This is a genomic window from Nonomuraea gerenzanensis, from assembly GCF_020215645.1.
In the GTDB taxonomy this organism is placed as follows: Bacteria; Actinomycetota; Actinomycetes; order Streptosporangiales; family Streptosporangiaceae; genus Nonomuraea; species Nonomuraea gerenzanensis.
Window position 1 is genome coordinate 1,522,720 of record NZ_CP084058.1, and the last position, 24,329, is coordinate 1,547,048.

24 protein-coding genes are annotated in these 24,329 nt (G+C 73.3%); 8 read left to right on the forward strand and 16 right to left on the reverse strand.

Features of this window, described 5'->3' with window-relative positions:
- Window positions 1-34: 34 nt before the first annotated feature.
- A complete protein-coding gene (locus tag LCN96_RS07625) occupies window positions 35-1,063 on the forward strand; it encodes a saccharopine dehydrogenase family protein (protein WP_225271870.1) in 1,029 nt (342 codons plus the stop codon).
- Here LCN96_RS07625 and LCN96_RS07630 read toward each other — a convergent pair.
- The 6 genes from LCN96_RS07630 to LCN96_RS07655 all read right to left on the reverse strand — a co-directional run bounded on the left by LCN96_RS07630 (window position 1,060) and on the right by LCN96_RS07655 (window position 5,934).
- Window positions 1,060-1,644 (reverse strand): NUDIX hydrolase, encoded by a 585-nt coding sequence (locus LCN96_RS07630; protein WP_225271871.1) that lies wholly within the window; start codon window positions 1,642-1,644, stop codon window positions 1,060-1,062. The two genes, LCN96_RS07625 and LCN96_RS07630, sit on opposite strands and share 4 nt — an antisense overlap.
- Complete coding sequence (locus LCN96_RS07635; RefSeq protein WP_225271872.1) at window positions 1,634-2,344, reverse strand: class I SAM-dependent methyltransferase; 711 nt, start codon at window positions 2,342-2,344, stop codon at window positions 1,634-1,636. The genes LCN96_RS07630 and LCN96_RS07635 overlap by 11 nt, the downstream gene beginning before the upstream one ends.
- Before the next feature lie 37 nt (window positions 2,345-2,381).
- A complete protein-coding gene (locus LCN96_RS07640; RefSeq protein WP_225271873.1) occupies window positions 2,382-3,599 on the reverse strand; it encodes a hypothetical protein in 1,218 nt (405 codons plus the stop codon).
- A gap of 38 nt (window positions 3,600-3,637) precedes the next feature.
- Window positions 3,638-4,648 carry a hypothetical protein gene (locus LCN96_RS07645; RefSeq protein ID WP_225271874.1) on the reverse strand — a complete coding sequence of 337 codons (1,011 nt, stop codon included), beginning with the start codon at window positions 4,646-4,648 and terminating at the stop codon, window positions 3,638-3,640.
- A gap of 120 nt (window positions 4,649-4,768) precedes the next feature.
- Window positions 4,769-5,710 carry a GlxA family transcriptional regulator gene (locus LCN96_RS07650; RefSeq protein ID WP_225271875.1) on the reverse strand — a complete coding sequence of 314 codons (942 nt, stop codon included), beginning with the start codon at window positions 5,708-5,710 and terminating at the stop codon, window positions 4,769-4,771.
- Entirely contained in the window at window positions 5,674-5,934 is a 261-nt protein-coding gene (locus tag LCN96_RS07655; RefSeq protein WP_311132420.1) for a LuxR C-terminal-related transcriptional regulator, read from the reverse strand. The genes LCN96_RS07650 and LCN96_RS07655 overlap by 37 nt, the downstream gene beginning before the upstream one ends.
- Before the next feature lie 94 nt (window positions 5,935-6,028).
- On the opposite strand from LCN96_RS07655, the gene LCN96_RS07660 reads away from it, so the two are divergent.
- A complete protein-coding gene (locus LCN96_RS07660) occupies window positions 6,029-6,436 on the forward strand; it encodes a hypothetical protein (protein ID WP_225271876.1) in 408 nt (135 codons plus the stop codon).
- Between the two features lie 28 nt (window positions 6,437-6,464).
- On the opposite strand, the gene LCN96_RS07665 is transcribed toward LCN96_RS07660, so the two are convergent.
- From LCN96_RS07665 to LCN96_RS07690, 6 genes are all read right to left on the reverse strand, one after another.
- Window positions 6,465-7,322: an oxidoreductase gene (locus LCN96_RS07665; protein WP_225271877.1), complete on the reverse strand. Its 858-nt coding sequence runs from the start codon at window positions 7,320-7,322 to the stop codon at window positions 6,465-6,467.
- A gap of 15 nt (window positions 7,323-7,337) precedes the next feature.
- Window positions 7,338-8,180 carry an oxidoreductase gene (locus tag LCN96_RS07670; protein WP_225271878.1) on the reverse strand — a complete coding sequence of 281 codons (843 nt, stop codon included), beginning with the start codon at window positions 8,178-8,180 and terminating at the stop codon, window positions 7,338-7,340.
- A gap of 89 nt (window positions 8,181-8,269) precedes the next feature.
- On the reverse strand, window positions 8,270-9,697 hold the full coding sequence (locus LCN96_RS07675) for a dihydrolipoyl dehydrogenase family protein (RefSeq protein WP_225271879.1): 1,428 nt from the start codon (window positions 9,695-9,697) through the stop codon (window positions 8,270-8,272).
- A gap of 31 nt (window positions 9,698-9,728) precedes the next feature.
- Window positions 9,729-10,169 carry a VOC family protein gene (locus LCN96_RS07680; RefSeq protein WP_225271880.1) on the reverse strand — a complete coding sequence of 147 codons (441 nt, stop codon included), beginning with the start codon at window positions 10,167-10,169 and terminating at the stop codon, window positions 9,729-9,731.
- 27 nt (window positions 10,170-10,196) lie between these two features.
- A complete protein-coding gene (locus LCN96_RS07685; protein ID WP_225271881.1) occupies window positions 10,197-11,015 on the reverse strand; it encodes an alpha/beta fold hydrolase in 819 nt (272 codons plus the stop codon).
- 297 nt (window positions 11,016-11,312) lie between these two features.
- Window positions 11,313-12,365: an alpha/beta fold hydrolase gene (locus LCN96_RS07690; RefSeq protein ID WP_225271882.1), complete on the reverse strand. Its 1,053-nt coding sequence runs from the start codon at window positions 12,363-12,365 to the stop codon at window positions 11,313-11,315.
- A gap of 243 nt (window positions 12,366-12,608) precedes the next feature.
- Here LCN96_RS07690 and LCN96_RS07695 point away from each other — a divergent pair, with 243 nt between their 5' ends.
- From LCN96_RS07695 to LCN96_RS07705, 3 genes are all read left to right on the forward strand, one after another.
- Window positions 12,609-13,160, forward strand: coding sequence for a TetR/AcrR family transcriptional regulator (locus LCN96_RS07695; protein ID WP_225271883.1), 552 nt, complete (start codon window positions 12,609-12,611; stop codon window positions 13,158-13,160).
- A 113-nt stretch (window positions 13,161-13,273) separates the two neighbouring features.
- On the forward strand, window positions 13,274-13,699 hold the full coding sequence (locus LCN96_RS07700; protein ID WP_225271884.1) for an organic hydroperoxide resistance protein: 426 nt from the start codon (window positions 13,274-13,276) through the stop codon (window positions 13,697-13,699).
- 1 nt (window position 13,700) lies between these two features.
- Complete coding sequence (locus tag LCN96_RS07705; RefSeq protein ID WP_225271885.1) at window positions 13,701-13,868, forward strand: hypothetical protein; 168 nt, start codon at window positions 13,701-13,703, stop codon at window positions 13,866-13,868.
- Window positions 13,869-13,962: 94 nt separating this feature from the next.
- On the opposite strand, the gene LCN96_RS07710 is transcribed toward LCN96_RS07705, so the two are convergent.
- Together LCN96_RS07710 and LCN96_RS07715 are read right to left on the reverse strand one after the other, a co-directional pair.
- A complete protein-coding gene (locus LCN96_RS07710) occupies window positions 13,963-14,943 on the reverse strand; it encodes a serine hydrolase domain-containing protein (protein WP_225271886.1) in 981 nt (326 codons plus the stop codon).
- A gap of 48 nt (window positions 14,944-14,991) precedes the next feature.
- Window positions 14,992-18,090, reverse strand: coding sequence for an ATP-binding protein (locus tag LCN96_RS07715; protein WP_225271887.1), 3,099 nt, complete (start codon window positions 18,088-18,090; stop codon window positions 14,992-14,994).
- 73 nt (window positions 18,091-18,163) lie between these two features.
- Here LCN96_RS07715 and LCN96_RS07720 point away from each other — a divergent pair, with 73 nt between their 5' ends.
- The gene (locus LCN96_RS07720) at window positions 18,164-18,592 is read left to right on the forward strand and encodes an HIT family protein (RefSeq protein ID WP_225271888.1); all 429 of its coding nucleotides are present in this window, start codon (window positions 18,164-18,166) and stop codon (window positions 18,590-18,592) included.
- 10 nt (window positions 18,593-18,602) lie between these two features.
- On the opposite strand, the gene LCN96_RS07725 is transcribed toward LCN96_RS07720, so the two are convergent.
- A complete protein-coding gene (locus LCN96_RS07725; RefSeq protein ID WP_225271889.1) occupies window positions 18,603-19,373 on the reverse strand; it encodes an enoyl-CoA hydratase-related protein in 771 nt (256 codons plus the stop codon).
- Window positions 19,374-19,531: 158 nt separating this feature from the next.
- Between LCN96_RS07725 and LCN96_RS07730 the strand changes: the two genes are divergently transcribed.
- Window positions 19,532-19,876, forward strand: coding sequence for a winged helix-turn-helix transcriptional regulator (locus LCN96_RS07730; protein WP_225271890.1), 345 nt, complete (start codon window positions 19,532-19,534; stop codon window positions 19,874-19,876).
- A gap of 61 nt (window positions 19,877-19,937) precedes the next feature.
- Window positions 19,938-20,753, forward strand: a complete 816-nt coding sequence (locus LCN96_RS07735; protein WP_225275939.1) for a MerR family transcriptional regulator — start codon at window positions 19,938-19,940, stop codon at window positions 20,751-20,753.
- Here the strand turns inward: LCN96_RS07735 and LCN96_RS07740 are convergent.
- On the reverse strand, window positions 20,750-24,235 hold the full coding sequence (locus LCN96_RS07740) for a WD40 repeat domain-containing serine/threonine protein kinase (protein WP_225271891.1): 3,486 nt from the start codon (window positions 24,233-24,235) through the stop codon (window positions 20,750-20,752). The genes LCN96_RS07735 and LCN96_RS07740 overlap by 4 nt on opposite strands.
- Window positions 24,236-24,329: the final 94 nt, after the last annotated feature.

A 24,329-nucleotide genomic window follows, 5' to 3' on the forward strand; every position in this document is an offset into this window, starting at 1 on the left:
GTTCACATCAGATCGACCGAATGAGGAGAAACCCATGGCAGCGGGTCAGATGGTGACGGTTTTCGGCGCGTACGGGCACACCGGCCGGTTCGTGGTGGCGGAGCTGCGGGCGCGCGGGTTCGTCCCGGTCCTGTCCGGGCGGGACGCCGACAAGCTGAAGGCGCAGGCGTACGAGACCGGGCTGGAGGCCCGCCCGGCGTCGGTCGACGACCCGGCCGCGCTCGACCGCGCGCTTTCCGGCACCGCGGCTGTGATCAACTGCGCGGGGCCCTTCGCCGCGACCGGCGCCCCCGTGATCGAGGCGGCCCTGCGCGCCGGCATCCCGTACGTGGACGTGGCGGCCGAGATCGAGGCCAACGCCGACACGTTCGCGCACTTCGCCGACAAGGCCCGCGCCGCCGGAGCGGTGGTCGTGCCCGCGATGGCCTTCTACGGCGGGCTGGGCGACCTGCTGGTCACCACCGCGATGGGCGACTGGACGTCGGCCGACGAGGCGCACATCGCCTACGGCCTGAGCAGCTGGCACCCCACCGCCGGGACGCGCGCCTCGGGCGTGATCTCCCGGGAGCGGCGCGACGGCCGGCGCGTGCGCTTCTCGGGCGGGCGGCTGGAGTACCGCGACGACCAGGCCCCGACCCTGGACTGGGCCTTCCCGGAGCCGATGGGGACGCGGCCCGTCATCGGCGAGTTCACCATGGCGGACGTCATCACCGTGCCCAGCCACCTGCCCATCCCCGAGGTGCGCACGTACATGACGGTCGAGGCGGCCAAGGACGTCGTGGCCCCGGACAGCCCGACGCCCGCTCCGGCCGACGAGTCCGGGCGGTCGGCGCAGACCTTCCTCGTGGACGTCGTCGTGCGCTCCGGCGAGGCCGAGCGGCGCGTCGTGGCGACGGGGCAGGACATCTACGCCGTCACCGCGCCGCTCGTGGTGGAGGCGGTCGAGCGCATCCTCACGGGTCGGACCAAGGCCGTCGGGGTGGTCTCTGCCGGTGAGATCTTCGACGCGCCCGACTTCCTGCGCGCGCTGTCCGCGCACCTGTCCGTGGACGTGCGTGCCTAGGCCACCTGTCCGCCCGCCTTCCCCAGCTTCGCCATGAAACGCGACATCTCCGGGTCGAACCGGTCCGCGGCCCAGCCGCCCCCGTCCTCCAAGCCGAACCAGCGCACCTCGGCGAACTCGCCCAGGTCCGGCGTGACCGGCACCCGCTGATCACCCTCCAGCACGAACCAGAGCGTCACATCGGTGTGCGGATCAGCCCCCCGGGTCGGCGTGACGGTGAGGAAGAACGGATCCCGGCCGAGCCCCGGATGGAACGGCGCGGCGATGCCCAGCTCCTCCTCCACCTCCCGCACCACCGTTCGGCGCGGATCCTCGTCCGGATCGACGTGCCCGCCTGGCGGCAGCCACGCCCGCGCCTTCAGGTGGTCCACGAGCAGCACCGACGCCCGCCGCTCGTCCACCAGGACGGCGTACACGACGAGGTGCCGCGGCGGCGTCGCCGGCTTGGCGACCCGGAACAGCGGCGCCCCGGAGTCCACCCAGTCGAGCGTCCACCGGCGGTCCGCCGCCTCCCGCTCGTCGTGCGGGCGGATCCCTGCGACCAGGGCGCGGATCAGCGGGCGGGCCGGATCAGGACTCATCGGACCGGTGCCCCAGAAGCTCGTCGGACCGGTGCCCCAGAAGCTCGTCGGACCGGTGCCCCAGGAAGAAGGCCTGCTGTCCCGACCGGGGCCGCTCGCTCGCGTCGGGCTCGCGGATCAGCCGGGCGTCCACGACGATCCCGGCCCCGGCCAGCAGGTCGGCGATGAGCTCGGGCGGGTTCCAGTAGACGTCGAGCGACAGCTCGTGGCCGTACCCTCTGCTGAGGTGACGGCGCTCGGCGCCGGCCTTGAACGCGATCAGGAACTGCCCGCCGGGCGCCAGCACCCGGTGGACCTCGGCGAACACCTTCGGCAGCAGCTCCGGTGGCGTGTGCACGGTCGAGTACCACAGGACGGCGCCGCCGACGGCTCCGTCCGCGAGGTCCAGGGCGGTCATCGAGCCCACCTCGAACCGCAACCCCGGATGGCTCTTCCTGGCGACGGCGATCATCTCCGGCGACAGGTCGACGCCGAAGGCGTCCACCCCGAGGGCGTGCAGGTGGGCCGTGACGCGGCCGGGCCCGCAGCCGAGGTCGGCGACCTGCCCGGCTGCCGGGCCCCGCACCAGCTCGGCGAAGGCCGCCAGCATGGCGCGGTCGAGCGGCTTGCCGTCCAGCTCGTCGCGGAGCAGCTCGGCGTAGTCGGCGGCGACGGTGTCGTAGGCCACCCGGGTCTCATGGAGGTAGGTCGGTTCGGTCACGGCCAAGGACAATAGCCGCCTCGGCCGACAGAGCCGGCTAACTCGTGACGACCTGCTCGTCCTCGCGGCGGTTCAGGAAGAAGGAGATGCCGCGGTCGGTCTGCATGGCGGTGTGGAACTTCTTGGCCTTCGGCTTGGCCGACTCGTTGGTGGTGACGACCGTGACGACCACGTAGTTCAGGTAGGCGCCCGTGTAGATGGCGCCGTAGGCGTACCTGCTGTGGGCGCTGGCCCGGCGCCAGGCCACCTTTCTGTCGGCGCTGTTCTTGAGCTGGTTCGCGGTCTTCTTGGCGTCGCCGGCCGCGTCGAACTGGAAGATGATCTGCACGGCTTTGAGGTTGCCGCCGTAGGCGGTGTAGGCGAGCTGGACGGCGCTCGCGCAGTTGTTGTCGGCCATCACGCCCTCGGCGTCCAGTGGGGCGCACGAGTCGTAGGTCCAGCCGGCGACCTTGCGGGCGGCGTACTTCTCGCCCTTCAAGGAGTAGTTCCAGTTGCCGAACTCCGTGTGCTCCAGTGGGGTGTCGGAGCTGGTGCTGGGCGTGCTGGACGGGGTGGGGGAGTCGGTCGGGGTGGGGTCGGGCGGCGGGGGGTCGGTCGTGGGGGGTGCGGTCGTGGGAGGTGTGGACGTGGTGGGCTGGGCGATGCGGGTGGGCTGGGGGGTGGAGGAGTTCAGGTAGGCGTACGCGCCGAAGGCGCCGCCTCCGAGCAGGAGGAGGGCCGACAGGGTGACGATCACACCGATGAGCACCGGGTTGTTGCGGTTGCCGGGCGGCGGGCCGTAGGGCGGCGGCGGGCCGCCCGGGCTTCCGTGGCCGCTCTGGTTGCCGTACGCGCCCTGGGGTCCGTAGCCGTGCTGGTCGTGCTGTGCGGGCAGGACCTGCTGTGCGGGCTGGCCGTACTGGCCGTGCTGCCCATGCTGTGCGGGCTGTGCGGGCTGTGCGGGCTGTGCGGGGTGGCCGGGCTGGCCCGCGCCGGGCGGTTGCCCGTAACCCTGCTGCGTGCCGACCTGGCCGGGGTACGGGCCGCCATGGCCGGGATATGGGCCGCCTTGCCCGGAGTGCGGGACGTTTTGCCCGGAATGCGGGCCGCTCTGGCCGGGTGGCGGGCCGTATCCGGGGTGGCCGGGGTGGTCGGATGCAGGGGCCTGCGGGGGGCCGTAGCCGGGAGTGCCCTGGCCGGACGGCGGCCCGTACCCGTGGTTCCCCTGAGGCCCCCAGGGCCCTTGGTCGGGACGAGGCTGCTGAGGGTGTGCCATTACCCCATTGTCGGACACATCCACCCCGTGCGCCCCAACTACCCCATAACAGTCCCCGCGCACCGCCAGACGGCGGCAGCGGGCAGAGAGCTGCCCGGGTTACGCGTCGTGCCGCCGATGGAGTCGTCGTCCCCCACCGCGGTGACGGTCGCGGCACCGTCGAGCTGCCCCAGCAGCGTCCCGTACCGCCACACTTGGAACGGCGCGCCGCTCACCGAGCTGACGACGAGTCCGTCCCCGTTGAGCTGCGCGACCTGCGCGCCCTGGGGCAGCACGTGCGGCTGACCGTTCCTGTCCCAGTACGCGGGCCGGTTGGGCGCGGTGCCCAGCCGCAGCGACCCGCCGACCAGCCCGTCGGCGATGACCTGGGCGTACCCGTGCTGGGTGTCCGGCGGCGCGGGCAGGCGGGTGAGCACGCCGTCGCGCCACAGGTGCGGCCACGGATAGGTGCTCCCGGCGCCCACGAGCAGGGTGCCGTCGTGGTCCACGCCGACCACGCCCATGTCGTCGGGCAGCCCCGTCACCTGCTCGACGACGCCGGGCCGGTCGTGCGGCCAGCGGATCGGGAAGGTCTCCCAGCCGCCGTCCTGCCACACCGTGGCGTGGCCGTAGACGTCGTCGTTCCCGGCGATGCCGACGGCCCGGCTGTTGGTCTCCGCGCCGGGGAAGCCGGGCAACAGCTCCCACTGGCCGCTGCGGATGCGGAAGGAGACCGCCTGGGCCCCCTGCAGGCCCTTCAGGGCCATCCCGGCGATGGTCCCGGCGCGGTTCTGGGCCACGACGCGGTCGGTGCCGCGGCCGGAGGAGCCGTAGTCGATGACCCGGCCGTTCTTCCAGTACACGACCCGCCAGCCGGTGGCGGAGAAGTAGGCCCTGCCGGCGAACCCGCCGCTGTGGTCGGTGGCGTCCACCTGGTGCTGGGTCGTCCCGGCGGGGGCCGGGAGGAGCTGCTTCTGCCAGGTGCAGGCCGACTGCGCCGCCGCCGGCGAGGGCGCGAGGCCGAGCACGGCGGCGACCAGCATCGCCGCCAACACGATTCTGCCTGTCATGGCACCCAGTCGATCGTGATCGGCCGCGACGGGCATCTCCCTGTGTGCTCAGGATCGGCCGCGGTGTGGCATCTCCTGTGTGCGGTCAGGATCGGTCGCGCAGGGGCATCCCCCGTGTGCTCAGGAGCCGAACGCGCGCCGGTAGCCGGTGGGGCTCACGCCGGTCGTCCGTTTGAAGCGGTCGCGGAAGGCGGTGGGGGAGCCGAAGCCGACCTCGGCGCCGATGCGCTCGACAGGATGGCGGGTGGTCTCGAGGAGGTGCTGGGCCCGCCGGACGCGAGCGCGGTGCAGCCACTGCAACGGCGTGCTGCCGGTCTGCTCCCGGAAGCGGCGGATCAGCGTACGCGTGCTCATCCCGGCGTGCGCGGAGATGTCGTCCAGCGTGAGGTTGCCGGCGAGGTTGTCCTCCAGCCAGGCGAGCAGCGGCTCCAGCTCCGAGCCGCGCGGGACGGCCGGATGGTCGCGCACGATGAACTGGGCCTGCCCGCCCTCCCGCTCCAGCGGCATGACGGACAGGCGGGCGGCACCGGCGGCGACGGCGGAGCCGTGGTCGCGGCGGATCAGGTGCAGGCACAGGTCCAGCCCGGCGGCGGCGCCGGCCGAGGTGAGGAACTGGCCGGTGTCCACGTACAGGACGTCGGGGGCGACCTCCAGCAGCGGGTACGTGGCCGCCAGCCGCTCGGCCAGGATCCAGTGCGTGGTCACCCGCAGGCCGTCCAGCAGCCCGGTGGCGGCCAGCGGGAAGGTGCCCGAGCAGATGGAGGCGATGCGGGCGCCGTTCGCCGCCGCCGCACGCAGGGCATCGCGGACACCGCCGGGCAGCGGCGCGAACGGGTCCGAGGTGCCCGGCACGATGATCGTGTCCGCGTCGCCGAGCCCGTCGAGCCCCCACGGCACGCGTACCGTGAACGCGCCGGCGTCGAGCTCATCCCGCTCGCCGCACACCCGGACCCGGTAGCCCGGGCTCCCGTCGGACAGCCGCGTGCGGGTGAAGACCTCCAGCGGCACGGAGAGGTCGAACGGGATCACCCGGTCGAGCGCGAGGACGGCGACGGTGTGCATGGCCGCAACCTACCGGCGCGCACCCGGTTGCGGGCGCCCGGCTTGGTCATCGCCGAGGCCAGGCAGTCGCGGACCGTGCCGCAGGTCAGGAACAACCGCTCGGCGATCTCGGCGGGCTGCGCCTCCGCGGCCGACAGCCGCGGCACCTCGCCCTCGCGCAGGCTGAGCGGGCTCCGGTCGGTCCCGCGCTCACAGTCAGCTGTCAGCGGCCGCGTCAGCGCGATGTGGGCCCCGTGTCAGAGCGGTCGGCGATCGTTACGGACATGAGCGGTGCGGCACCCGCGGCACCGCAGTCACTTTCCGACAGGAGCATCCGACATGTCCCTCACCCTGACCGACCAGGACAAGGCCACCATCCGGAACGCCGCCTACGGTGCCGTCTCCCTCATGGCCGCCGCGGGCGCCGCGGGCTCGCCGCACCGCATCGCCACCGAGGGCACCATCGCCCTGTCGTCGGCCACCGGCCCGATCGGGCACGTGCTGGCGGCCAAGTCCAAGGACATCAAGCTGGACGGCAAGTCCGTCGCCGAGCTGGCCGACCACGTGCTGCCGGCCCTGACCGAGGCCATAAGCCTGCTCAAGCAGCAGGCCCCGGAGGAGGCCGGCAACTTCCGCGGCACCGTCCTGGTCGCCGTCGAGGCGGCCGCCGGCGCCCAGAAGGGCGGCCCCGGCCCCGCCCTGGCCGAGATGACCCGCAAGATCACCGAGGCCCTCGACGCCGCCTGATCCCGGGACCAAGCGCGTGGCCCCGGCGTCACAGGACCGCGTGCTCGGCACTCCCCGGAAAGTCGGTGCCGACCGCGACCCGCTCGCCCGCGTCGAACTCCGCCCGCAGCAGGCGGAGCTTGGCGTCGATCCGGCGGTGCGCGTCGCTGCCGAGCACGAGCCAGTGGCGGGGCCGCCCGGCGGTGACCGCGTCGTACATCGCCGCCGCCGCCCGCACGGGATCGCCGGGGAACATCTCGGGGGTGAGCGTGCCCATCATGGCCCTGAACGCGCCCGCCGTCGCCGAGTAGTCGTCGATGGGCGCGCCGGAGGCCTTGGTACGGTGCTCGATGCCGGTGCGGAAGGACCCCGGCTGCACGATCATCGCGTGCAGCCCGAGCGGCTCGATCTCCTGCCACAGCGCCTCGGTGAAGCCTTCGAGCGCGAACTTGCTGGCGGAGTAGTAGCCGTTGGCGGGCAGGCTCGCCAGGCCGTCCATCGAGGAGACGTTGACGACGATGCCCCGGCGCCGGGCGCGCATGCCGGGCAGCACGAGCCGGGTCAGGGCCACGGCACCGAAGAAGTTGACCTCGAACAGCCGGCGGTAGTCGCTCTCCTCCTGCTCCTCCAGGGCCCCGATGAAGTCGATGCCGGCGTTGTTGACCAGGACGTCGATGCCGCCGAAGCGCTCCTCGGCCTGCTTGACGCCGGCTGCGCGCTGCTGGGGGTCGGTCACGTCGAGGGGCAGGGCCAGGGCGGTGCTCGGGTGGCGGGCGGCCAGCTCGGTGGTGGCCCTGGTGCTGGAGGCGGTGACCACGGCCTGGTCGCCGCGGTCGAGGACGTACTCGGCGAGGGCCCGCCCGAGGCCGCTCGACGCGCCGGTGATGAGCCAGGTTCTGGGGTTCATGGGGGTTTGCTCCTGTCAGCGTTCGTCTGCGGGGTAGTCGGCGGAGCGGCTCACGGCGGCCCACCGCTCGGTCTCGGCCGCGCGCACCTCCCCGGCCTTCTGCGCGGCGGCCACGGCGTCGCTGCCGAGCAGCAGCCGCCGGGGCGGGTCCTCGTGGCCGACGACGTCGATGATGATCCTGGCCGCGCGCGCGGGGTCGCCGGGCTGGGCGCCGTCGCTCTCGCGCCGGTAGCGGTGCAGGGCGCCCACGGTCTGCTCGTAGTCGGGGCCGACGGCGTGCAGCTCCATGGACGAGCCCTGCCAGTCCGTACGGAACGCGCCCGGCTCCACGATGACGACCTTGACCCCGAAGGGCGCGACCTCACTGGCCAGGACCTCGGAGAAGCCTTCGACGGCGAACTTCGCCGTCTGGTAGGCGCCCATGCCCGGGGTGCCGCCGACGCGTCCGCCCACGGAGGAGAACTGCACGAAGACGCCCGACCGCTGGGTGCGCAGGACGGGCAGGGCGGCCCTGGTGACGTTCACGACGCCGAAGAGGTTCGTCTCGATCTGGGCGCGGAAGTCCTCCTCCGCCATCTCCTCGATCGGCGCGCTGTTGCCGTAGCCGGCGTTGTTGACGACCACGTCGAGCCGGCCGAAGGCGTCGGTGGCCTCCTTGACCGCCCGGGCGGCAGCGGCGGTGTCGGTCACGTCGAGCGCGACCGCCCGCGCCCGGTCACCGTGTCGGGCGACCAGGTCTTCGAGCTGCTTGGGGCTGCGCGCGGTGGCGACGACTCGATCGCCCGCTTCGAGGACGGCTTCGGTGAGGTGGCGGCCGAAGCCGCGTGACGCTCCGGTGATGAGCCAGGTCTTGGCCATGGGGATCTCCCTGATCGACAGTTCCTAACTGCCTCATTAATGTAGCACTTATAGAGATAAGAAGCTCATAAGCGTGACACAAGTCTCGGTCAACGGTCTCGGTAAGCCTCCAGCAGCCGCAGCCACACCTCGCTGATCGTGGGGAAGGCCGGTACGGCGTGCCAGAGCCGCTCGATGGGGATCTCGCCGACGATCGCCACCGTGGCGGAGTGCAGCAGCTCGGCCACGCCGGGCCCGGCGAAGGTGACGCCGACGACCGTGCGGCGCTCCGGGTCGATGAGGGCGCGCGCTCTGCCCTGGTAGCCGGGGTCGTGCTGGAGGGCGCCGGCGACGTGGCCGAGGTCGTAGTCCACGACGTCCACGCGGCGGCCGGTGTGTGCGGCCTCCATCGTTGTGAGGCCGACGCTCGCCACCTCGGGGTCGCTGAAGACGACCGCCGGTACGGCCGCGGTGTCGGCGGTGCCGGCGTGGGCGCTCCAGGGCCCGGTGTCCACGGGAGCCCCGGCGGCGCGGGCGGCGATGACGGCGCCCGCGATGCGGGCCTGGTACTTGCCCTGGTGGGTGAACAGGGCCCGCTGGTTGACGTCGCCCGCCGCGTACAACCAGCCGCCGGGAGCGGCGGTGACGGTGTAGGTGTCGTCGGTGGTGAGCCAGTCCCCGGGAGGCAGGCCGACGCTTTCGAGGCCGAGGTCGCCGGTGCGCGGCGCGCGGCCGGTGGCGAAGAGGATCTCGTCCGCGCCGAGCCGGTCGCCGTCGGACAGGATCAGGTGCACCTCGCCCCCCGTACGGGCGGCGGTGGCCACGGTCACGCCGAACCGCAGATCCACGCCCGCCTCTCGCAGGCGCTGCGCGACCAGCTCGCCCGCGAAGGGCTCCATCCTGGGCAGCAGGCCGCCGCCCCGCACGAGCAGGGTGACCGAGGAGCCGAGTGCCTGCCAGGCGGTGGCCATCTCGGTGGCCACGACGCCCGCGCCGACGATGACGAGCCGTCCGGGCGGCCGCCGCGCGCTGGTGGCCTCGCGGCTGGTCCAGGGGCGCAGGCCGGCGATCCACGGCAGGTCCGGCAGGGCCGCGCCGCTGCCGGTGCACACGGCCACGGCGTGCCGGGCCAGCAGGCGGACGGTGTCGCCGCCGGGGGTGGTCACGGCCACGCACCGGGGCCCGTCGAGGCGGCCGTGGCCGCGCTGGAGCTCGATCCCGGCCGACTTGAGCCATTCGACCTGGCCCTCGTCGTTCCAGTCGGCGGACATGCGGTCGCGGTGCGCCAGCACGGCGGCGGTGTCCAGCGCTCCGGCGGCCAGGCCGGGCACCCGGCCGGCCTCGGCACGCAGGAGCGCGGGCCGCAGCAGCGCCTTGCTCGGCTCGCACGCCCAGTACGAGCACTCGCCGCCGACGAGCTCGCTCTCCACGATGACGGTGCTCAGACCGGCGGCGGCCGTCCGGTCGGCGACGTTCTCGCCGACCGGACCGGCCCCGATCACGACCACGTCATAGGTACGGGTGTCTTCGATCGTCACTGGTTCTCCATGGTGTGGTCGTGTCCCGGGGTCAGCGGCCGGGCAGCCGCTCGGTGATCTCCTGAAGGAACCAGCGGTTGCCGTCCGGGTCGGCGAACGAGGCGAAGGAGCCGTAGCTGGCGCGCTGCGGGTGCGGGCCCGGCACGCGCCCGGCGTCGCCGGCCTGGTGGAAGGCGCCCGTGGCGTCGTGGAACGGGCCGGTGACCTCGACACCGCGGCCGGCCAGCTCCCGCTGGGCCTGCTCGATGTCGGACACGATCAGGTGCAGCCCCTGCACAGAACCCGGCTCGGCGTCGGTGAGCCCTTCGCCGAAGATGATCGAGCAGCCGGAGCCCGGGGGAGTGACCTGGATGATCCGGTAACCGTCCTTGACGGGGAAGTCCGCGTCGAGGCGGAAGCCGAGCTGACCGGCGTAGAAGTCCCTGGCGCGGTCGGCGTCGGAGACGGGCAGCACGACGACTTCGAGCTTCATGTCCATGGTGATGATTCCTCTCTGCTGCTATCGGGTGGCCCGGGCGGCCTTCTCGATGACGCCGGCCACGGTCTTGGGGTGGGAGACGGCGACGGAGTGGGAGGCGCGGACCTCGGTGACGTGCGCGTCGGCGCGCTTGGCCATGAAGCGCTGCACCTCGGCGGGGATGTTGAGGTCCTGGGTGGTGACGATGTCCCAGCTCGGCTTGTCCCGCCAGGCGGCGGCCTCGGTCTTCTCCTCCAGGGCGGCCTGGGCGATGGGCCGCTGGGTGGCGGCCATCAGGGCGGCCTCGCGGGCCGGCACGTCGGCGGCGAACTGGTGGCGGAACTTGTCGGCCTTGATGTAGAGGTCGGTGCCGGTGCCGCCGCCGGGGAGCTTGACCGGCACGGGGTCCAGGGCGTCGGGCAGCGTGGAGCCGGGGAACTTGTTCGTCAGCTCCAGCGCGGTCTCGCCGGGGGCGGGCAGGAAGGCGGCCACGTAGACGAGGGCCTTGACGTCCGGGTCGTTCGCGCCGGCGACGCTGATGACCGAGCCGCCGTAGGAGTGGCCGACCAGGATCTTCGGCCCCTTGACATGCTCGAGGACGCTGCGCAGCGCGGCGGCGTCCTGGGCGGGGCCGCGCAGCGGGTTGGCCGCGGCGACGACCGGGTAGCCGTCCTTGCGCAGCTCCTCGATCACCCCGTTCCAGCTGGAGGCGTCGGCGAAGGCGCCGTGCTCCAGCACGACGGTCGGCTTGGCGGGCCCGGCCGCCGCGTGGGCGGGCCCGGGGATCGCGAGGGCGCCGATCGTGACGCCCGCCGACAGCACACCCAGCATGAGCCCGCGTACACCCTTGTTGCTGACCACGACTATTTCCCCTTTCACGGAGGTTTCAGCGATCTGGTGTCATCACTGTCGTCCGGGAGGGGGCGTGGTCACATCCGTCGCATGACGGTCAGTCATGGGGCAGTCGTCCGGCGGGCGCCCGGCCAGGCATCAGTGCTGGCCGGCGGGCCGTACGGCCCTGCGTGGCGGTCCCGCGCAGGAGGTCCGCGCCTGGGCGGCCTAAGCCATTCAACGGTTCAGTCGGTGTCGCCGCGGAACGCCGACAGCCTGCCGGACCGGATCCGGCAGGCTGTCTCGGCGTAGGGCCGTGGCGGGTCGTCAGAGGTGGTCGACGTCCACGACGGCCTGGGCGAAGGCCGTGGGGGCCTCCTGGGGCAGGTCGTGGCCGATGCCCGCCAGCCTGCGGTACTCGTAGGCGCCGGTGAACATGCTGCGGTAACCGCTGTCGTCCGGCCCCGTGAAGGGGTCGAGCTCGGCGTCGAGCACGATGGTCGGCACCTTGACGACCGGCCGCGCCTGCAGCCGCCGCTCGACGGCGTCGTAACGGCGCTCGCCCTCGGCCAGGCTCAGCCGCCAGCGGTAGTTGTGGAGCACGATGGCGGCGTAGTCGGGGTTGTCGAAGGCGGCGGCCGTACGGTCGAAGGTGGCGTCGTCGAACTTCCACGTCGGGGAGACGGTGTCCCAGACCAGGCGGGACAGCTCACGGCGCTTGGTCCGGTCGTCCATCGCCTTCCTGCCCCGCTCGGTGGCGAAGTAGTACTGGTACCACCAGGCGTACTCGGCCTTGGGCGGCAGCGGTTCGAGGTTGGCCGCCAGGTTCGTGATGAGGTAGCCGCTCACCGACACCAGCGCCTTGCACCGCTGCGGCCACAGGGCGGCGATGACGTCGGCGGTGCGCGAGCCCCAGTCGAAGCCGGCGAGCACCGCCTTGTCGATCTTGAGGGCGTCCATCAGGGCCACGATGTCGAGCGCGATGGCCGACTGCTGCGCGTTGCGGAAGGTCTTGGCGGACACGAACCGCGTCGTGCCGTGCCCGCGCAGGTAGGGCACGATCACCCGGTAGCCCCGCGCCGCCAGCAGCGGGGCGACGTCCACGAAGCTGTGGATGTCGTACGGCCAGCCGTGCAGGCAGATGACCACGGGCCCGTGGGCCGGCCCCGCCTCGGCGTAACCGATGTCCAGCACCCCGGCCCTGACCTGCTTCAGCTTTCCGAAAGAGGTGTGTGTCCCCGGCGTGACCGGCGGCACCGTCGGTGCGGTGCGGGGCGTGGTGGCGGAGGCGGCCGGGAGCGCCTGGAAGCCCGCCAGCGAGGCGGCTGTCGCGCCGGCGGCCAGCCCGAGGGTCTTGCCGAAAGTGCGCCTGTTCATCATGAGTGGTCCTCCCTGTCATGTCGCCGGGAAAATGCGACATCGTCCACTGTTTCCGGCGGGAGAATCCGGCACATCAGTCACATGACGGTAAGACACGTAGAGCGGTGACCCTCACGCGGGGGGCCGTTCTCGTCGGGGTCCATCCCATAAGAGCCTCGTTAATGTAACACTTATATATATAACATCCTCCTCAATGTGACACATGTATGCGGGATGTGCTACGGCGGGGGGTATCTTGGTGGCGTGAGAGCAGACGCGGCACGCAACCTTGAACGTGTCCTGAGCACCGGCGCCCGAATGCTGGCCGATGACCCCTCGGTGACGATCGCCGCCATCGCCGCGGCGGCGGGAGTGGACCGGCGCACGGTCTACCGCCGCTTCGCCTCCCGCGAGGAGCTGATGGCCGCCGTCTACGGAGCGCGCTACGACGCGGTGGAGGAGGCCGTCGCCGCCGCCCGGTTGCGCGAGGCCCCGGTCGCCGTCGCGTTGCACCGCTATGTCGAGGGGATCGTCGCCGTCAACCGCAAGTGGCCGGTCGAGACCAGCCGCATGTTGCGCGAGGAGACGCTCCGCGAGCGCCGCAACCGGCTGATCGAGGAGGTGGACGCCTTTCTGCGGCGTGCCACCGAGGAGGGGCTGCTCCGCTCCGACCTGCCGCCGGGCTGGGTGGCGACGATCCTGCCGCCGCTGATGGAGCAGGCCGCCGACGACCTGCCCGAACTGAGTGCCGCGCAGGCCGCCGACGTGGTGGTGGACACGCTGCTGCGCGGCGCCGGTGCCCCGCAGTCCCGCTGACCCGTCGCGTCACCACCTTGACAGGTGACGCGAGCGATGCCAACATCGTCACCAGTTAAGTCGGTGACGCAAGAGGTGCTTCCCGGCGTACCCGCTCAGAAAGGGAGATAGCCATGGCTGTCAGCTACACCGGGGTCGTCACCGTCACGGGCGAGGGTCGCAACGGCGGCCGGATCCAGGCCGACGACGGCATGCTGGACACCACGCTCGCCATCCCGAAGGAGCTGGGCGGTGCGGGCGGCGCCACCAATCCCGAGCAGCTCTTCGCCGCCGGCTGGGGCGCCTGCTTCCTCGGCGCGGTCAGGAGGGCGGCGGCGCAGCGCAAGATCAAGCTGACGAGCACCGCCATCACGGTCGAGGCGACGCTGAACCACGGCGAGGACGGCGAGTTCGGCCTCAGCGCGGTGCTCAACCTGGAGCTCGGCGGCGTGGACCAGCCGACGGCCGAGGAGCTCGGCGCGGCGGCCCACCAGCTGTGCCCCTACTCCAAGGCGACCCGCGGCAACATCCCGGTCACCATCAACGCCAAGGCCGCCTGACATGGAGCCGGCACGCGACGCCGCCGCGCTCGCGCGGCGGGCCCGCTTCGGCCGGCTGCCGGAGCGGGTCCGGTTGGAGGACCTGACGGAGGAGCACGCGGCCACCCCGCCGGACCCCGCACGCGGGGCCTACGACGAGGACGAATGGCTCGTGCGGTACTGCCTGTGAAAGGGGGGAGGCATCATGGTGCGCTCGCTGATGGTGGTCACGATCGCGGTGGCCGTCGCCCTGGCCTGCCTGGCTCAGGTGGTGTGAGGGCCGCTCACCGGTCCAGGGCCCGAGCGAGGGGCCAGGCGCCCGGGGAGGTGTTGGACAGCACGGTGCGGGTGGTGCCGGTGCGCGGATCGTGGGTGGACTTGAACGACGCGCCCGCGTCGTAGCCGGCCAGGATCACCTCGTCGGTGCTCTCGTGCAGCCAGAAGCCGAGCCCGTAGCGCAGCGACTCCTCGGGCACGTCGCAACGCGGCCGGACCACCTGCGCCACGTCGGCCACGATGTCGCCGGCGAAGAACGCCCGCCAGAACGCGGAGACGTCGGCGGCGGTGGTGTGGATGCCGCCATCGCCGGTGGCCAGCACCGGCAGGTGGAAGACGTTGGAGCGGTCGACCCCGTCGAGGGGCAGGTAGCCCACGGCCGCGTCGGCGGGCAGCTCGTCGGAGCGCAGGAATCCGGTCCTGGTCAGGCCCGCCGGGCGCAGCACCCGTTCGCGGACCAGGTCGTGGTAGCCCACCCCGGAGGCCCGCTCCGCCAGCAGGGCGAGGACCACGAACCCGCCGTTGCAGTAGCTGAACCGCTCACCGGCGCGGAACTTGGCGGGATGCCCGTCCAGCAGCGGCAGGAAGGACTCCGTGGTGGTCAGCTCGTGCGCCGCGCCGATGAGGTAGGCGGTGATGTCGGTGTGGACCTCTTCGTCCAGGTAGTCGCCGATGCCCGAGGTGTGGGTGAGCAGGTGCTCGACGGTCACGTCGGCCGCGATCAGCGGCAGGTCCGCACCCAGCAGGGAACGGGCGGTGGTGCCCAGTTCCAGCACGCCGTCACGGACCAGTGACAGCACGGCCAGCGCGGTGAACCCCTTGCCGCCGCTGGCGACGGCGAACCTGGTGTCCACGGTGTTGGGGACGCGGTAGGCGCGGTTGGCCAGCCCGTAGGCCTTCGCGAACTCCACCTCACCGGCCCGGTCGATCCAGACCACGCCGGAGAAGCCGGTCTCCTCGGCGATCCGGTCAATGTCCGCCTGCGGCATTGGCGCAGAATACTCCAGCGCGGCGCCCGTTCAGCACTGGTTTTTCCGCTACCTCGGTGCCGCGTGGGACGCGAGGCGGTCCATCGCCTCCTGCCGCGGCAGCTCCGCGCCCCGCCGGTACGCCTTCAGGTAACCGTCCTGCCCGAGCGCCCCGGTGAGGACGGGCACCAGCCGGCACACGTCGGGGTCGCCCTCGTCGAAGACGCCCCTGACCACGTGGCTCATCCCGAGCGCGGTCGCGGCCCCCTCGGGGTCGCCCTCCAGCCCGCGCAGCCTGGCCAGCAGCTCCGCGCCCCTGGCCAGGGCGTTGGCGTTGGCGTTGGAGAAGACGCCGCGCAACGCGCGGGGCAGCAGCTCGCGCGCCTGCTCCGCCGCCCCCTCGGCGATGTGCACGCCCAGCCGGGAGGAGGCGATCAGGTCGCCGTTCAGCCCGGGCGGGCCGGGCAGCCGGTGGACGACCGTCTCCAGCTCGTCCAGGACCTGATGGGCCCGCTCCAGGTCACCGGCGTGGCGGTGCACCTCGGCGAGCGGGAACAGCATGGTGGCCTCCAGCCGCCGGTGCCCGTGCTCGTGGCCCTGGCGGCGCGCGGCGCGCACGTCCTGCAGCGCGCCCTCCAGGTCCCCGCCGCGCATCCGGTTCTGCGCGAGATGCGACTTGGTGATGAACAGGTGCTCCTCGGTGCCCAGCTCGGCGGCGATGGCGACGGCGCGCTCGCAGTACGCGATCGCCTGCTCGTGCTCGGCGCGCAGGCCGTGCACGCGGCTCTGCCGTACCAGGCCCATCATCAGCCCCCACCGGTCGCCGACCTGCTCGAACAGGCGCAGCGCCTCGTCCCGGTGGCGGGCGCCGGTCTCCTGGTCGCCCTGCTCGGTGAGGAGGAAGTCGTAGGCCCAGTTGGCGCCGGCGCGCACCCAGGGGTCGGGCGAGTTCAGCGCCTCGAGGTCGGGGGCGTCCCCGCTGGCGAGCTTGGACATGCGCAGCAGCGGCAGCGCGGTGTGGAACTGCGTCACCCCGGGACGCCGGAGGTTCTCCAGCACCTCCGGCTCGTTCCCCCTGCCGGACGTCGCGCGCACCACCTCGAAGGCGGCGCGCGCGTCGGCCGGCAGCTCCTCGCCGAAGGCCAGCACCTCGTTCAGGAAGGCGTTGAACTGGGTGGACATGCCGCGCATGCTCCAGTACCAGAACATGGACCTGACGAACCGGGCCGACGCTTCCGCGTCGCCCGCCTCGATGGCGGCCCGCAGCGCGGCCACCAGGTTGTCGTGCTCGGCGTCGAAGACCTCGACGGCGCGCAGCTGCTGCCTGGTACGCAGCAGCGGCTCGTTCTGCTCGGCCAGCGCCAGGAAGTACGCGCGGAACCGGCCGGTGACCGGCGTGGCCGACCCGGCCGCCGCGTAGGCGCGGATGGTCTCCAGCATCCGGTACCGGTCGCCGACCTGCTGGATCATGGACTTCTCGACCAGCGTGCTCGCGACGTACACCAGGTCGCCCACGGGGAGCGACGCGTCGGAGCAGATCGACTCCAGCGCGGCCAGGTCGGCCCCGCCGGGGAAGGCGGCCAGCCGGCCGGCCAGCACGCGCTCGGGCTCCTCCAGCAGGTCCCAGCTCCACTCCACCATGGCGCGCAACGTGCGCTGGCGCGGCAGCGCGGTCCTGCTGCCCGAGGTGAGCATGCGGAACCGGTCATCCAGCCGCTGGGAGATCTGCGCCACGCTCATCGCCCGCAGCTTGGCCGCCGCCAGTTCGAGCGCCAGCGGCATGCCGTCCAGCCGGCGGCAGATCTCCACCGTGGGCTCCACCGTCTCCGCGTCGAGCGCGAACGCGGCGCGCACACTGGCGGCCCGCTCGACGAACAGCCGCACGGCGGCCGACTCCGCGGCCTCGGCCAGGTCCGCGTTCTCCACGGGCAGGTCGAGCGGGCCGAGGTGGCACAGCGCCTCACCGATGATCGCCAGCGGCTCCCTGCTCGTGGCCAGGACGCGCAGCTGCGGCAGCCGCACCAGCAGCTGCTCGGTGAGCTGGGCGGCGGCCTCCACCAGGTGCTCGCAGTTGTCCAGCACCAGGACGGCGGGGCCGACGTCGAGCAGCCCGCACAGCCGCGCCAGCGCGGGAGCCTGCGGCTTGAGCCCGCCCTCGAACAGGCCGCCGCAGGCGCTGAGCACCGCGTCCGCGACCTGGTCCGGCTGGACGACGCCCGCCAGCGGCACGAACCAGACCCGCTCCTCCATGCGGTCCGCGGCCTCCAGCGCCAGCCTCGTCTTGCCCGCCCCGCCCGGCCCGATGATCGTCACCAGCCGTGCCCCGGACATGAGCTGATCCAGCGCGCCCAGCTCGCGCTCCCGGCCCACGAAGCTGGTCAGCCTGGCCGGGATCCGGTTGGGCGCGGCCTGCGGCTGCGCGGCCGGCCTGTCCAGCTCCCCGCGCAGCAGGGCGAGGTGGACGGCGCGCAGCTCGGGCGAGGGATCCATGCCCAGCTCGCCGGCCAGCCTGCCGCGGATCTCCTCGTACACGGCCAGGGCCTCCGACTGGCGCCCGGCGGCCGACAGGGCACGGATGCGCAGCTCGGCCAGGCGCTCGGCGAGCGGGCGGGCGGCGGCCGCGGCTCCCAGGTCGACCAGCACCTCGGTGGCCCGGCCGAGCCGTACCTGCGCGTCGAAGTAGTCCTCGCTCGCGCTCGCGCGCAGCTCCTCCAGCCGGGCCGCGACGTCCCGCGCGAACGGGGCCTCCAGCACGTCCGCCAGCGCGGCGCCCCGCCACAGGTCCAGGGCGGCGCGCAGCAGCGCGGCGGCCTCACGCGGCCGGTCGGCCGCCAGCTCCCGCCTGGCCTGCTCGGCCAGCTGCTCGAAGCGGTGCGCGTCCACGTCCTCGCGGCGCACCGGCAGCCGGTAGCCGCCGGCCACCAGCTCCACGGTCTCCCGCCCGCCCAGCGTCCTGCGCAACCGGGAGACCAGGCCGTGCAGCGCGCCGGCCGCCTCGGCGGGGGGATCCTCGCCCCAGATGCCGTTGACCAGGGAGCCGGCCGACACCGGGCGGCCGGCCTCCAGCGCGAGCGCCGCCAGCAACATCCGCAGGCGCGCGCCCGGGATGTCGATCGGGGCGGCGTCATCGGAGACGGCTTCGATCGGGCCGAGGAGAGAGATCTGCACAGAGCAAAGCTTGCCATCCGTCACCATGTGTCCGGGTATGCCGGTAGTGCCACCCTGCGGCAAGATCGGGAACATGCCGATCTCCATGCCCGCCGCGGACGGGTGCCCCTTCTGCGACTACCTCGCCGGGCTGAGCCCGGTCACCGTCCTGGAGCGGGGGGAGCAGGTCGCCATCCTGGTCACCCGCTGGCAGCGCGGGCCGGGGCACGTGCTGGTGATCCCGGTCGCGCACCGCCCGACCATCTTGGACGTGGCCCCGGCCGAGGAGCAGGCGCTGATGAACGCCGTACGGCGGGCTGCCCGGGCCATCGCGGCCGCCTACGACCCCGGCGGCGTCTCCGTCTGGCAGAACAACGGGGCGCCCGCCCACCAGCACGTCCCCCACGTGCACTTCCACGTCACCGGCACGCTGCCCGGCGGTGGCACGCGCTCGGGCGAGGTGCCTCGGCTCGGCCTCACCGAGACCGACGAGATCGCCGAGCGCCTCGCCCCGCATCTCTGAGGGGGATGTGTCAGTCGCTCCACTTCGGCTGCCGCTTGCTCAGGAACGCGGACATGCCCTCACGGGCCGCGGCCGACTGCGAGGACTCGGCCATCACCCTGGTGGCCAGCTCGTACGCCTCCGCCTCGGGCAGCGACAACTGCTCGTACAGCGTGCGCTTGCCCAGCGCCTTGGAGGCCCGGCTGCCCCGAGTGGCCCGCCCGAGCAGGTCCAGAACGGCGGCGTCGAGCTCATCGGCGGGCACCACCTGGTTGACCAGCCCCCATTCGAGCGCCTGCGCGGCGGTGATGGTGTCACCGGTGTAGGCCAGCTCGGCGGCGCGCTTGCGCCCGATGTTGCGGGCGATGGCCACCATGGGCGTGTGACAGAACCAGCCGCCCTTCCCGCCGGGCGCGGCGAAGCCGGCGGAATCGGCGGCCACGGCGAGATCGCAGGTGGCGACCAGCTGGCAGCCCGCCGCGGTGGCCAGGCCGTGCACCCGGGCGATCACCGGCTGCGGCACCGACTCGATCAGCTGCATGAGGTGCAGACAGGTGTCCAGCATGGCGCGCACCGCGTCCACGTCGGCCTCGGCCACGTCGGCGAAGTCGTGACCGGCGCTGAACACCGGGCCCGCGCCGGCCAGGATGATGCCCGAGGCGTCGCTGCCGCCGGCGGTGTCGAAGGCGGTGATCAGCTCACGCAGATGGGCCAGCGACAGGGCGTTGCGTCGCCGCGGCCGGTTCATCGTGATCGTGACGAAGTCGGCGTCGCGGCTGACCAGTACGTGTTCGAGGTTCATGGGCGGGCTCCCGATGATGTCCGCTGTCCTCGTGGCCGCGGTCGGCCACGAGGACAGTGTTCCCAAGCCGCCACGCATGAACGCGTCACGCGGATCTCCCGGCCCGGCCCAGGCGCTAGGAAAAGCAAAGCAGCGACGCTGCTACTAGCATGGAAGGCATGGCAAAGGCAGACCCGAGGCACGCCGTGGCGGACTGCCAGCGCGGTGACGCCGCGCTGACACGCGCCTTCACCCTGCTCGGCAAGCGCTGGAGCGGCCTCGTGCTGGGCAGCCTCCGGGCCGGGCCCGCCGGGTTCCGCGAGCTGTCGCGGGCGATCGAGGGCGTCAGCGACTCGGTGTTGTCCGACCGGCTGTCGGAGCTGACCAAGGCCGGTCTGATCGCGCGCACGGTGGACGAGGGGCCGCCGGTCGCGGTCACGTACGAGCTGACCGAGAGCGGCAGGGCGCTGATGCCGGCGCTGCACGAGCTGTCCCAGTGGGCGGAGGACCACCTGCCCGCCTAGCAAGCGTTTCACCGTTCCCGACGCAGGAACCGTGTACGCACGTGCCAGACTTGATGACGTGATGGAGGTGGAGGAGCCCGGCGGGCTGACCGTCGGGGCCGCGGCCGGGCACGTCGGTGTCACCATCCGCACCCTCCACCACTGGGACTCGGTCGGCCTGGTCCGCCCGTCCGGCCGCACCACCGGTGGCTACCGCCTCTACTCCGCGGCCGACGTCTCACGCCTGCACCGGGTGCTCATCTACCGCGAGCTGGGCCTGCCCCTCGACGACATCGGCGAGCTGCTCGACGCCCCGACGGCCGACATGGCCGTGCCGCTGCGGCAGCAGCGCGCCCAGCTCCTCGACCGCATCTCCCGCCTGCGGGCGATGGTCGAGGCGGTCGATCGCATGATCGAGGCCGCGAGCGCCGGCATCCTGCTCTCCCCGGAGGAGCAGGTCGCCATCTTCGGGCAGCGCTGGGACCCGTCCTCGGTCGTGGCGGCTCGCGACCGCTGGGGCGGCACGGCCCAGTGGACGCAGTACGCCGAGCGCGCCGCGAGCATGACCCCGGACGACTGGCAGCGCGTCGCCGGCGACATCGCCACGCTGGAGCACGACCTGGCGGCGGCCAAGCGCGCCGGCGTCGGGCCCGGCAGCGCCGAGGCCGGCGCCCTGGCGGAGCGGCACCGGGCCTCCATCGGCGTGTACTTCGACTGCACCCACGCGATGCAGGTCTGCCTGGGCAGGCGGCAGGCGGCCGATCCCGGCTTCACGGAGTACTACGACGCGATGGAGCCGGGCCTGGCCGCCTGGCTGCGCGACCTCATCGACGCCAACGCCCGCCGTCACGGCATCGACCCGGATACGGCGACCTGGCCCGGAGAGGAAACAATCTAGGCGCACACCTCGCGCCGATAAGGCACGTACGGGATGTAGCGCCGCCACTCGGCCTCCGTCAGTGACCGTCCCGCTCTCGCGCAGACGGCCCGCGCGGCCCTGGCGGGATCGGTCGGATAGTCCAGCAGATCGTGCCCGCCGCTGGTCGCGTGCAGCGTGCCGGCCGCGTCGAAGGCCAGCGACCCGGTGAAGGCGGGGCCGGGGAACGGCGGGCCGACCTGCTGGCCGGTCGTGGTGTCCCACAGCCGGATCTCGCCGAACGCGGCCGAGGCCAGCAGGTCTCCACGGGGAGAGAACGCGAGCGCGGCGGCGCCACCGCCGTCCATGCTGGCGGGAGCCCCGGCGCGGACGTCGCGTACGCGGGCGCGGAGCGCTCCCGTGGCGGTGTCCCAGATGCCGACCCGCCCCTCCTCCTCGACGGCGACGAGCCGGCGGTCGGCGCTGAGCGCCACGACGTTCCCGGAGAACGGGCCGGTCCCCGCCAGGGGCGTCCGCTTGCCGGAAGGCAGCTCGACGAGCTCGGCGCCCGAGGTGAGGACCCGGTCGTCCGCCACGAACGCGAGCACCCGCCTGTCCTGGATCGGGAAGGTCCCCGTCATGCCGCGTCCGGCGAAGTCCCACGCGCGGGACTGCTCCGTGCCGTCCTGGCCGACGGCGACCGCCAGCGTCCTGCCGTCCGGGCTGAACGCCTGGACGTGCTCGATGACGCGGCCCGGGTCGTGCAGATCCGGCAGGCGGCGGCGGGCGGTCACGTCCCACAGGCTCGTCCGCATGGGCTCGGGGCCGACGGTGATCGCCAGGGTGCGGCCGTCCGGGCTGAACAGCATCCAGGCGCCCGTGACGGTGGCGGGCTCGCCCAGGCCGTCGAGCCGGCCCAGCAGGCGGCGTCCGCGCACGTCCCACAGCTGGACGGTCGCGGTGTCCCGGTCGAACAGGGCGGCGAGGCGGCCGTCCGGGCTGAGGGCGTGCCCCGCGATCGTCGTCCGCGCCGGCAGGGTGTCGTCGCCGCCCAGGGACGGGGGCCGGGTGTGGGTGGAGACGTCGAGGGAGACGACCGCCATGATGTCGTCCATGCGCAGGTAACGCAGGGTCCGGCCGTCCCGGTCGAAGCTCAGGGTGTGCACGTCCTGGCGGCCCAGGGGGATGGTCGTCAGGGCGAGCCGGTCGTCGGTGCTCCACAGCGTGATCCCGTCCGGATCGAGGACGGCCAGGCGGCGGCCGTCCGGGCTGTAGGCCACCAGGCCGGGCCCGTAGGAGCTCCGGCTCAGGGCGCCCGGCCTCTTCAGCGGCGGGCCGGCGGGCTCGCCCGACGCCACGTCCCAGAGCAGCACCTCGGCCGGCCGCACGATCGCCAGGGTGCGGCCGTCAGGCGAGAAGCGCACGGCGATGACGTCCTGGCCCTTCCCCGCCTCGGGCGCGCGCAGCCGCTCGCCGTGCGACAGGTCCCAGATCTCGCCGGGCCCCTCCTGCTGGAACAGGGCCACGAAACGGTCGTCCGGGCTGATCGCCACCGACTCGAACGCGCCGCGCTCCAGGACGGGCTCGCGCCCGCCCACCCGCCAGAGCTGGGTACGCTCGCCCACGGTGGTCGCCGCGTAGACCCGGTTCCCGTCGCCGAACTCGGCGCCCGTGAGGCGGGTGTCGAGGCCCCCGGCGGGCCGTCCGGACTGCAGGTCCCACAGCAGGACCCCCTCGCCCTCGACGCTGCCGGCGAGCGCCGCCAGCCGGCCGTCCCTGCTCAGGGACACCTCGCCGTCCTCGCCGGGCAGCTCGACGGCGACCGTGCCGGTCCTCCTGCGGGTGGTCAGGTCCCACACGTGCACCTGCCGGTCGTCCCACGTGTGGAAGGTACGCCCGTCGGCGCCGAACCGGCCGTATCCGAGCGCCAGCACGTCCAGGGCGGGCTGGGCCAGCGAGCCGAACAGGGCCGTGCGCGCCTCGGGCGCGGGGGAGATGTGCCAGGCGGCGGCGCTCAGCAACATCGCCGTCGCCGGGTCCTCGGCCCGCAGCGTCTCCGCGCGGGCGGCGACGGCCCGGGCGGCGGCCTCGTCCCGCTGCTCGGTCAGGTCCAGGCTCTGCCGGACGGCGATCGTCCCGGCGACGAGCGCCAGCACGAGCAGGACGGCCAGGCTGGAGGTCACCAGGCGGCGCACGCGCCCGCGGCGGCGGGCGGCCGCCGTGCCGGCCTCTAAGAACGAACGTTCCTGCGGGTTCAGGGTCAGGTGCCGGCGGCCCGTGGCGGCCCAGCGCAGCGCCGACTCCAAGGTCCTGCCCTGGAGGGGGTCGCCCTGCCCCTCCTGCCAGCGCCGGGCCGCGACCGCCAGCTCGCGGTGCACGGCCAGGCCGGGACGCTCGGCGTCCACCCAGTCGCGCAGGCGCGGCCAGGCCCGCAGCAGCGCCGGCCGGGAGATCACGAAGTCCCCGCCGCCGGCCGCCAGCAGCCCCGCCTCCTCGAACGCCGCCAGCACGTCGCCGGCGCCGGGCGGCAGGTCGGCACGCGACACCCGCCGCACGGTGTCCTCGGTGTCGGGGCCGGCGGCGACCATGCGCAGGAAGACCTCGGGCACCAGTTCCTGGGCGGCAGGCGTCAGGCCCGCGTACACCTCCTCGGCGCGCGTCCCGAGCGCGGGATCGTCCGAACCCGCGCGTACCTCCGACGCCTGCTCGATCCCCGCCGCCAGCGGATCGGGCACGGCACCCAGCAGCTTGAGCAGCAGCTCCCGGGCGGCCGGCCGGTCGGCGGGCTCCTTCCTGAGCGCGGCTGCCACCAGGGAACGCAGCGGGTCGGCGAGGTCGCCCAGGTCCGGTTCCGCGGTGAGCACGCCGTACATCACCGCGCCGAGGTTCTCCGCGTGGAAGGGGTCGCGGCCGGTGGCCGCGAACAGGACGATCGCCCCCCACGCGAACACGTCGGCCGCCGTGCCCGCCCGCTGCCCGTTGAGGATCTCGGGCGCCATGTACGTGGGCGTGCCGGCCACCACCCCCGTGGAGGTGAGCGACATCTCGGCGGTCCTGGCGATGCCGAAGTCGATCACCCGTGGCCCGTCCGGGCCGAGCAGCACGTTGTCCGGCTTCAGGTCGCGGTGGATGACCCCCGCCTCGTGGATCGCGGTGAGCGCGGTGGCGCCGCCGGCGGCGAGCCGGTGCAGGTCGGCGCCGTCCAGCGGGCCACGCTCCGCGACGAACGCACGCAGGCTCGGCCCTTCGACGTACTCGCTGACGAGGTACGGCCTGGGCGCCTGAAGATCGTGCCCGAGCACCTGCGCGATGCAGAACGGGGCGACCCGCTCGGCGGCGGCCAGCTCCCTGGCGAGCCCGTGCCGCAGCTCGACCCCGTAAAGGATCTTGATCGCGACGCGCCGCCCGCCCTCGTCGTACGCCTCGTAGACCACTCCCTGCCCGCCCGACCCCAGCCGCCCCGCCAGCCAGTAGTCGCCCAGGCGCGCCGGATCGCCCGGGAGCAGCTCGGCCGAACCACCCATGTCCCGACCCCCGTCTCTTCCTACGGTCCCCATGCCGTTAGTCGAGAAAGGGGCCGGGTTGGTTCGGCGTGGCCGCTATCCGAAGTGCCCCGCC

Coding starts and splice junctions, on each gene's coding strand:
- LCN96_RS07700 (WP_225271884.1), top strand. CDS start 13,274: ATGGCTGTCAGCTACACCGGGGTCGTCACCGTCACGGGCGAGGGTCGC.
- LCN96_RS07705 (WP_225271885.1), top strand. CDS start 13,701: ATGGAGCCGGCACGCGACGCCGCCGCGCTCGCGCGGCGGGCCCGCTTC.
- LCN96_RS07625 (WP_225271870.1), top strand. CDS start 35: ATGGCAGCGGGTCAGATGGTGACGGTTTTCGGCGCGTACGGGCACACC.
- LCN96_RS07710 (WP_225271886.1), bottom strand. CDS start 14,943: ATGCCGCAGGCGGACATTGACCGGATCGCCGAGGAGACCGGCTTCTCC.
- LCN96_RS07725 (WP_225271889.1), bottom strand. CDS start 19,373: ATGAACCTCGAACACGTACTGGTCAGCCGCGACGCCGACTTCGTCACG.
- LCN96_RS07650 (WP_225271875.1), bottom strand. CDS start 5,710: ATGCACACCGTCGCCGTCCTCGCGCTCGACCGGGTGATCCCGTTCGAC.
- LCN96_RS07690 (WP_225271882.1), bottom strand. CDS start 12,365: ATGATGAACAGGCGCACTTTCGGCAAGACCCTCGGGCTGGCCGCCGGC.
- LCN96_RS07670 (WP_225271878.1), bottom strand. CDS start 8,180: ATGGCCAAGACCTGGCTCATCACCGGAGCGTCACGCGGCTTCGGCCGC.
- LCN96_RS07645 (WP_225271874.1), bottom strand. CDS start 4,648: ATGACAGGCAGAATCGTGTTGGCGGCGATGCTGGTCGCCGCCGTGCTC.
- LCN96_RS07665 (WP_225271877.1), bottom strand. CDS start 7,322: ATGAACCCCAGAACCTGGCTCATCACCGGCGCGTCGAGCGGCCTCGGG.
- LCN96_RS07640 (WP_225271873.1), bottom strand. CDS start 3,599: ATGGCACACCCTCAGCAGCCTCGTCCCGACCAAGGGCCCTGGGGGCCT.
- LCN96_RS07660 (WP_225271876.1), top strand. CDS start 6,029: ATGTCCCTCACCCTGACCGACCAGGACAAGGCCACCATCCGGAACGCC.
- LCN96_RS07630 (WP_225271871.1), bottom strand. CDS start 1,644: ATGAGTCCTGATCCGGCCCGCCCGCTGATCCGCGCCCTGGTCGCAGGG.
- LCN96_RS07740 (WP_225271891.1), bottom strand. CDS start 24,235: ATGGGTGGTTCGGCCGAGCTGCTCCCGGGCGATCCGGCGCGCCTGGGC.
- LCN96_RS07735 (WP_225275939.1), top strand. CDS start 19,938: ATGGAGGTGGAGGAGCCCGGCGGGCTGACCGTCGGGGCCGCGGCCGGG.
- LCN96_RS07680 (WP_225271880.1), bottom strand. CDS start 10,169: ATGAAGCTCGAAGTCGTCGTGCTGCCCGTCTCCGACGCCGACCGCGCC.
- LCN96_RS07730 (WP_225271890.1), top strand. CDS start 19,532: ATGGCAAAGGCAGACCCGAGGCACGCCGTGGCGGACTGCCAGCGCGGT.
- LCN96_RS07720 (WP_225271888.1), top strand. CDS start 18,164: ATGCCGATCTCCATGCCCGCCGCGGACGGGTGCCCCTTCTGCGACTAC.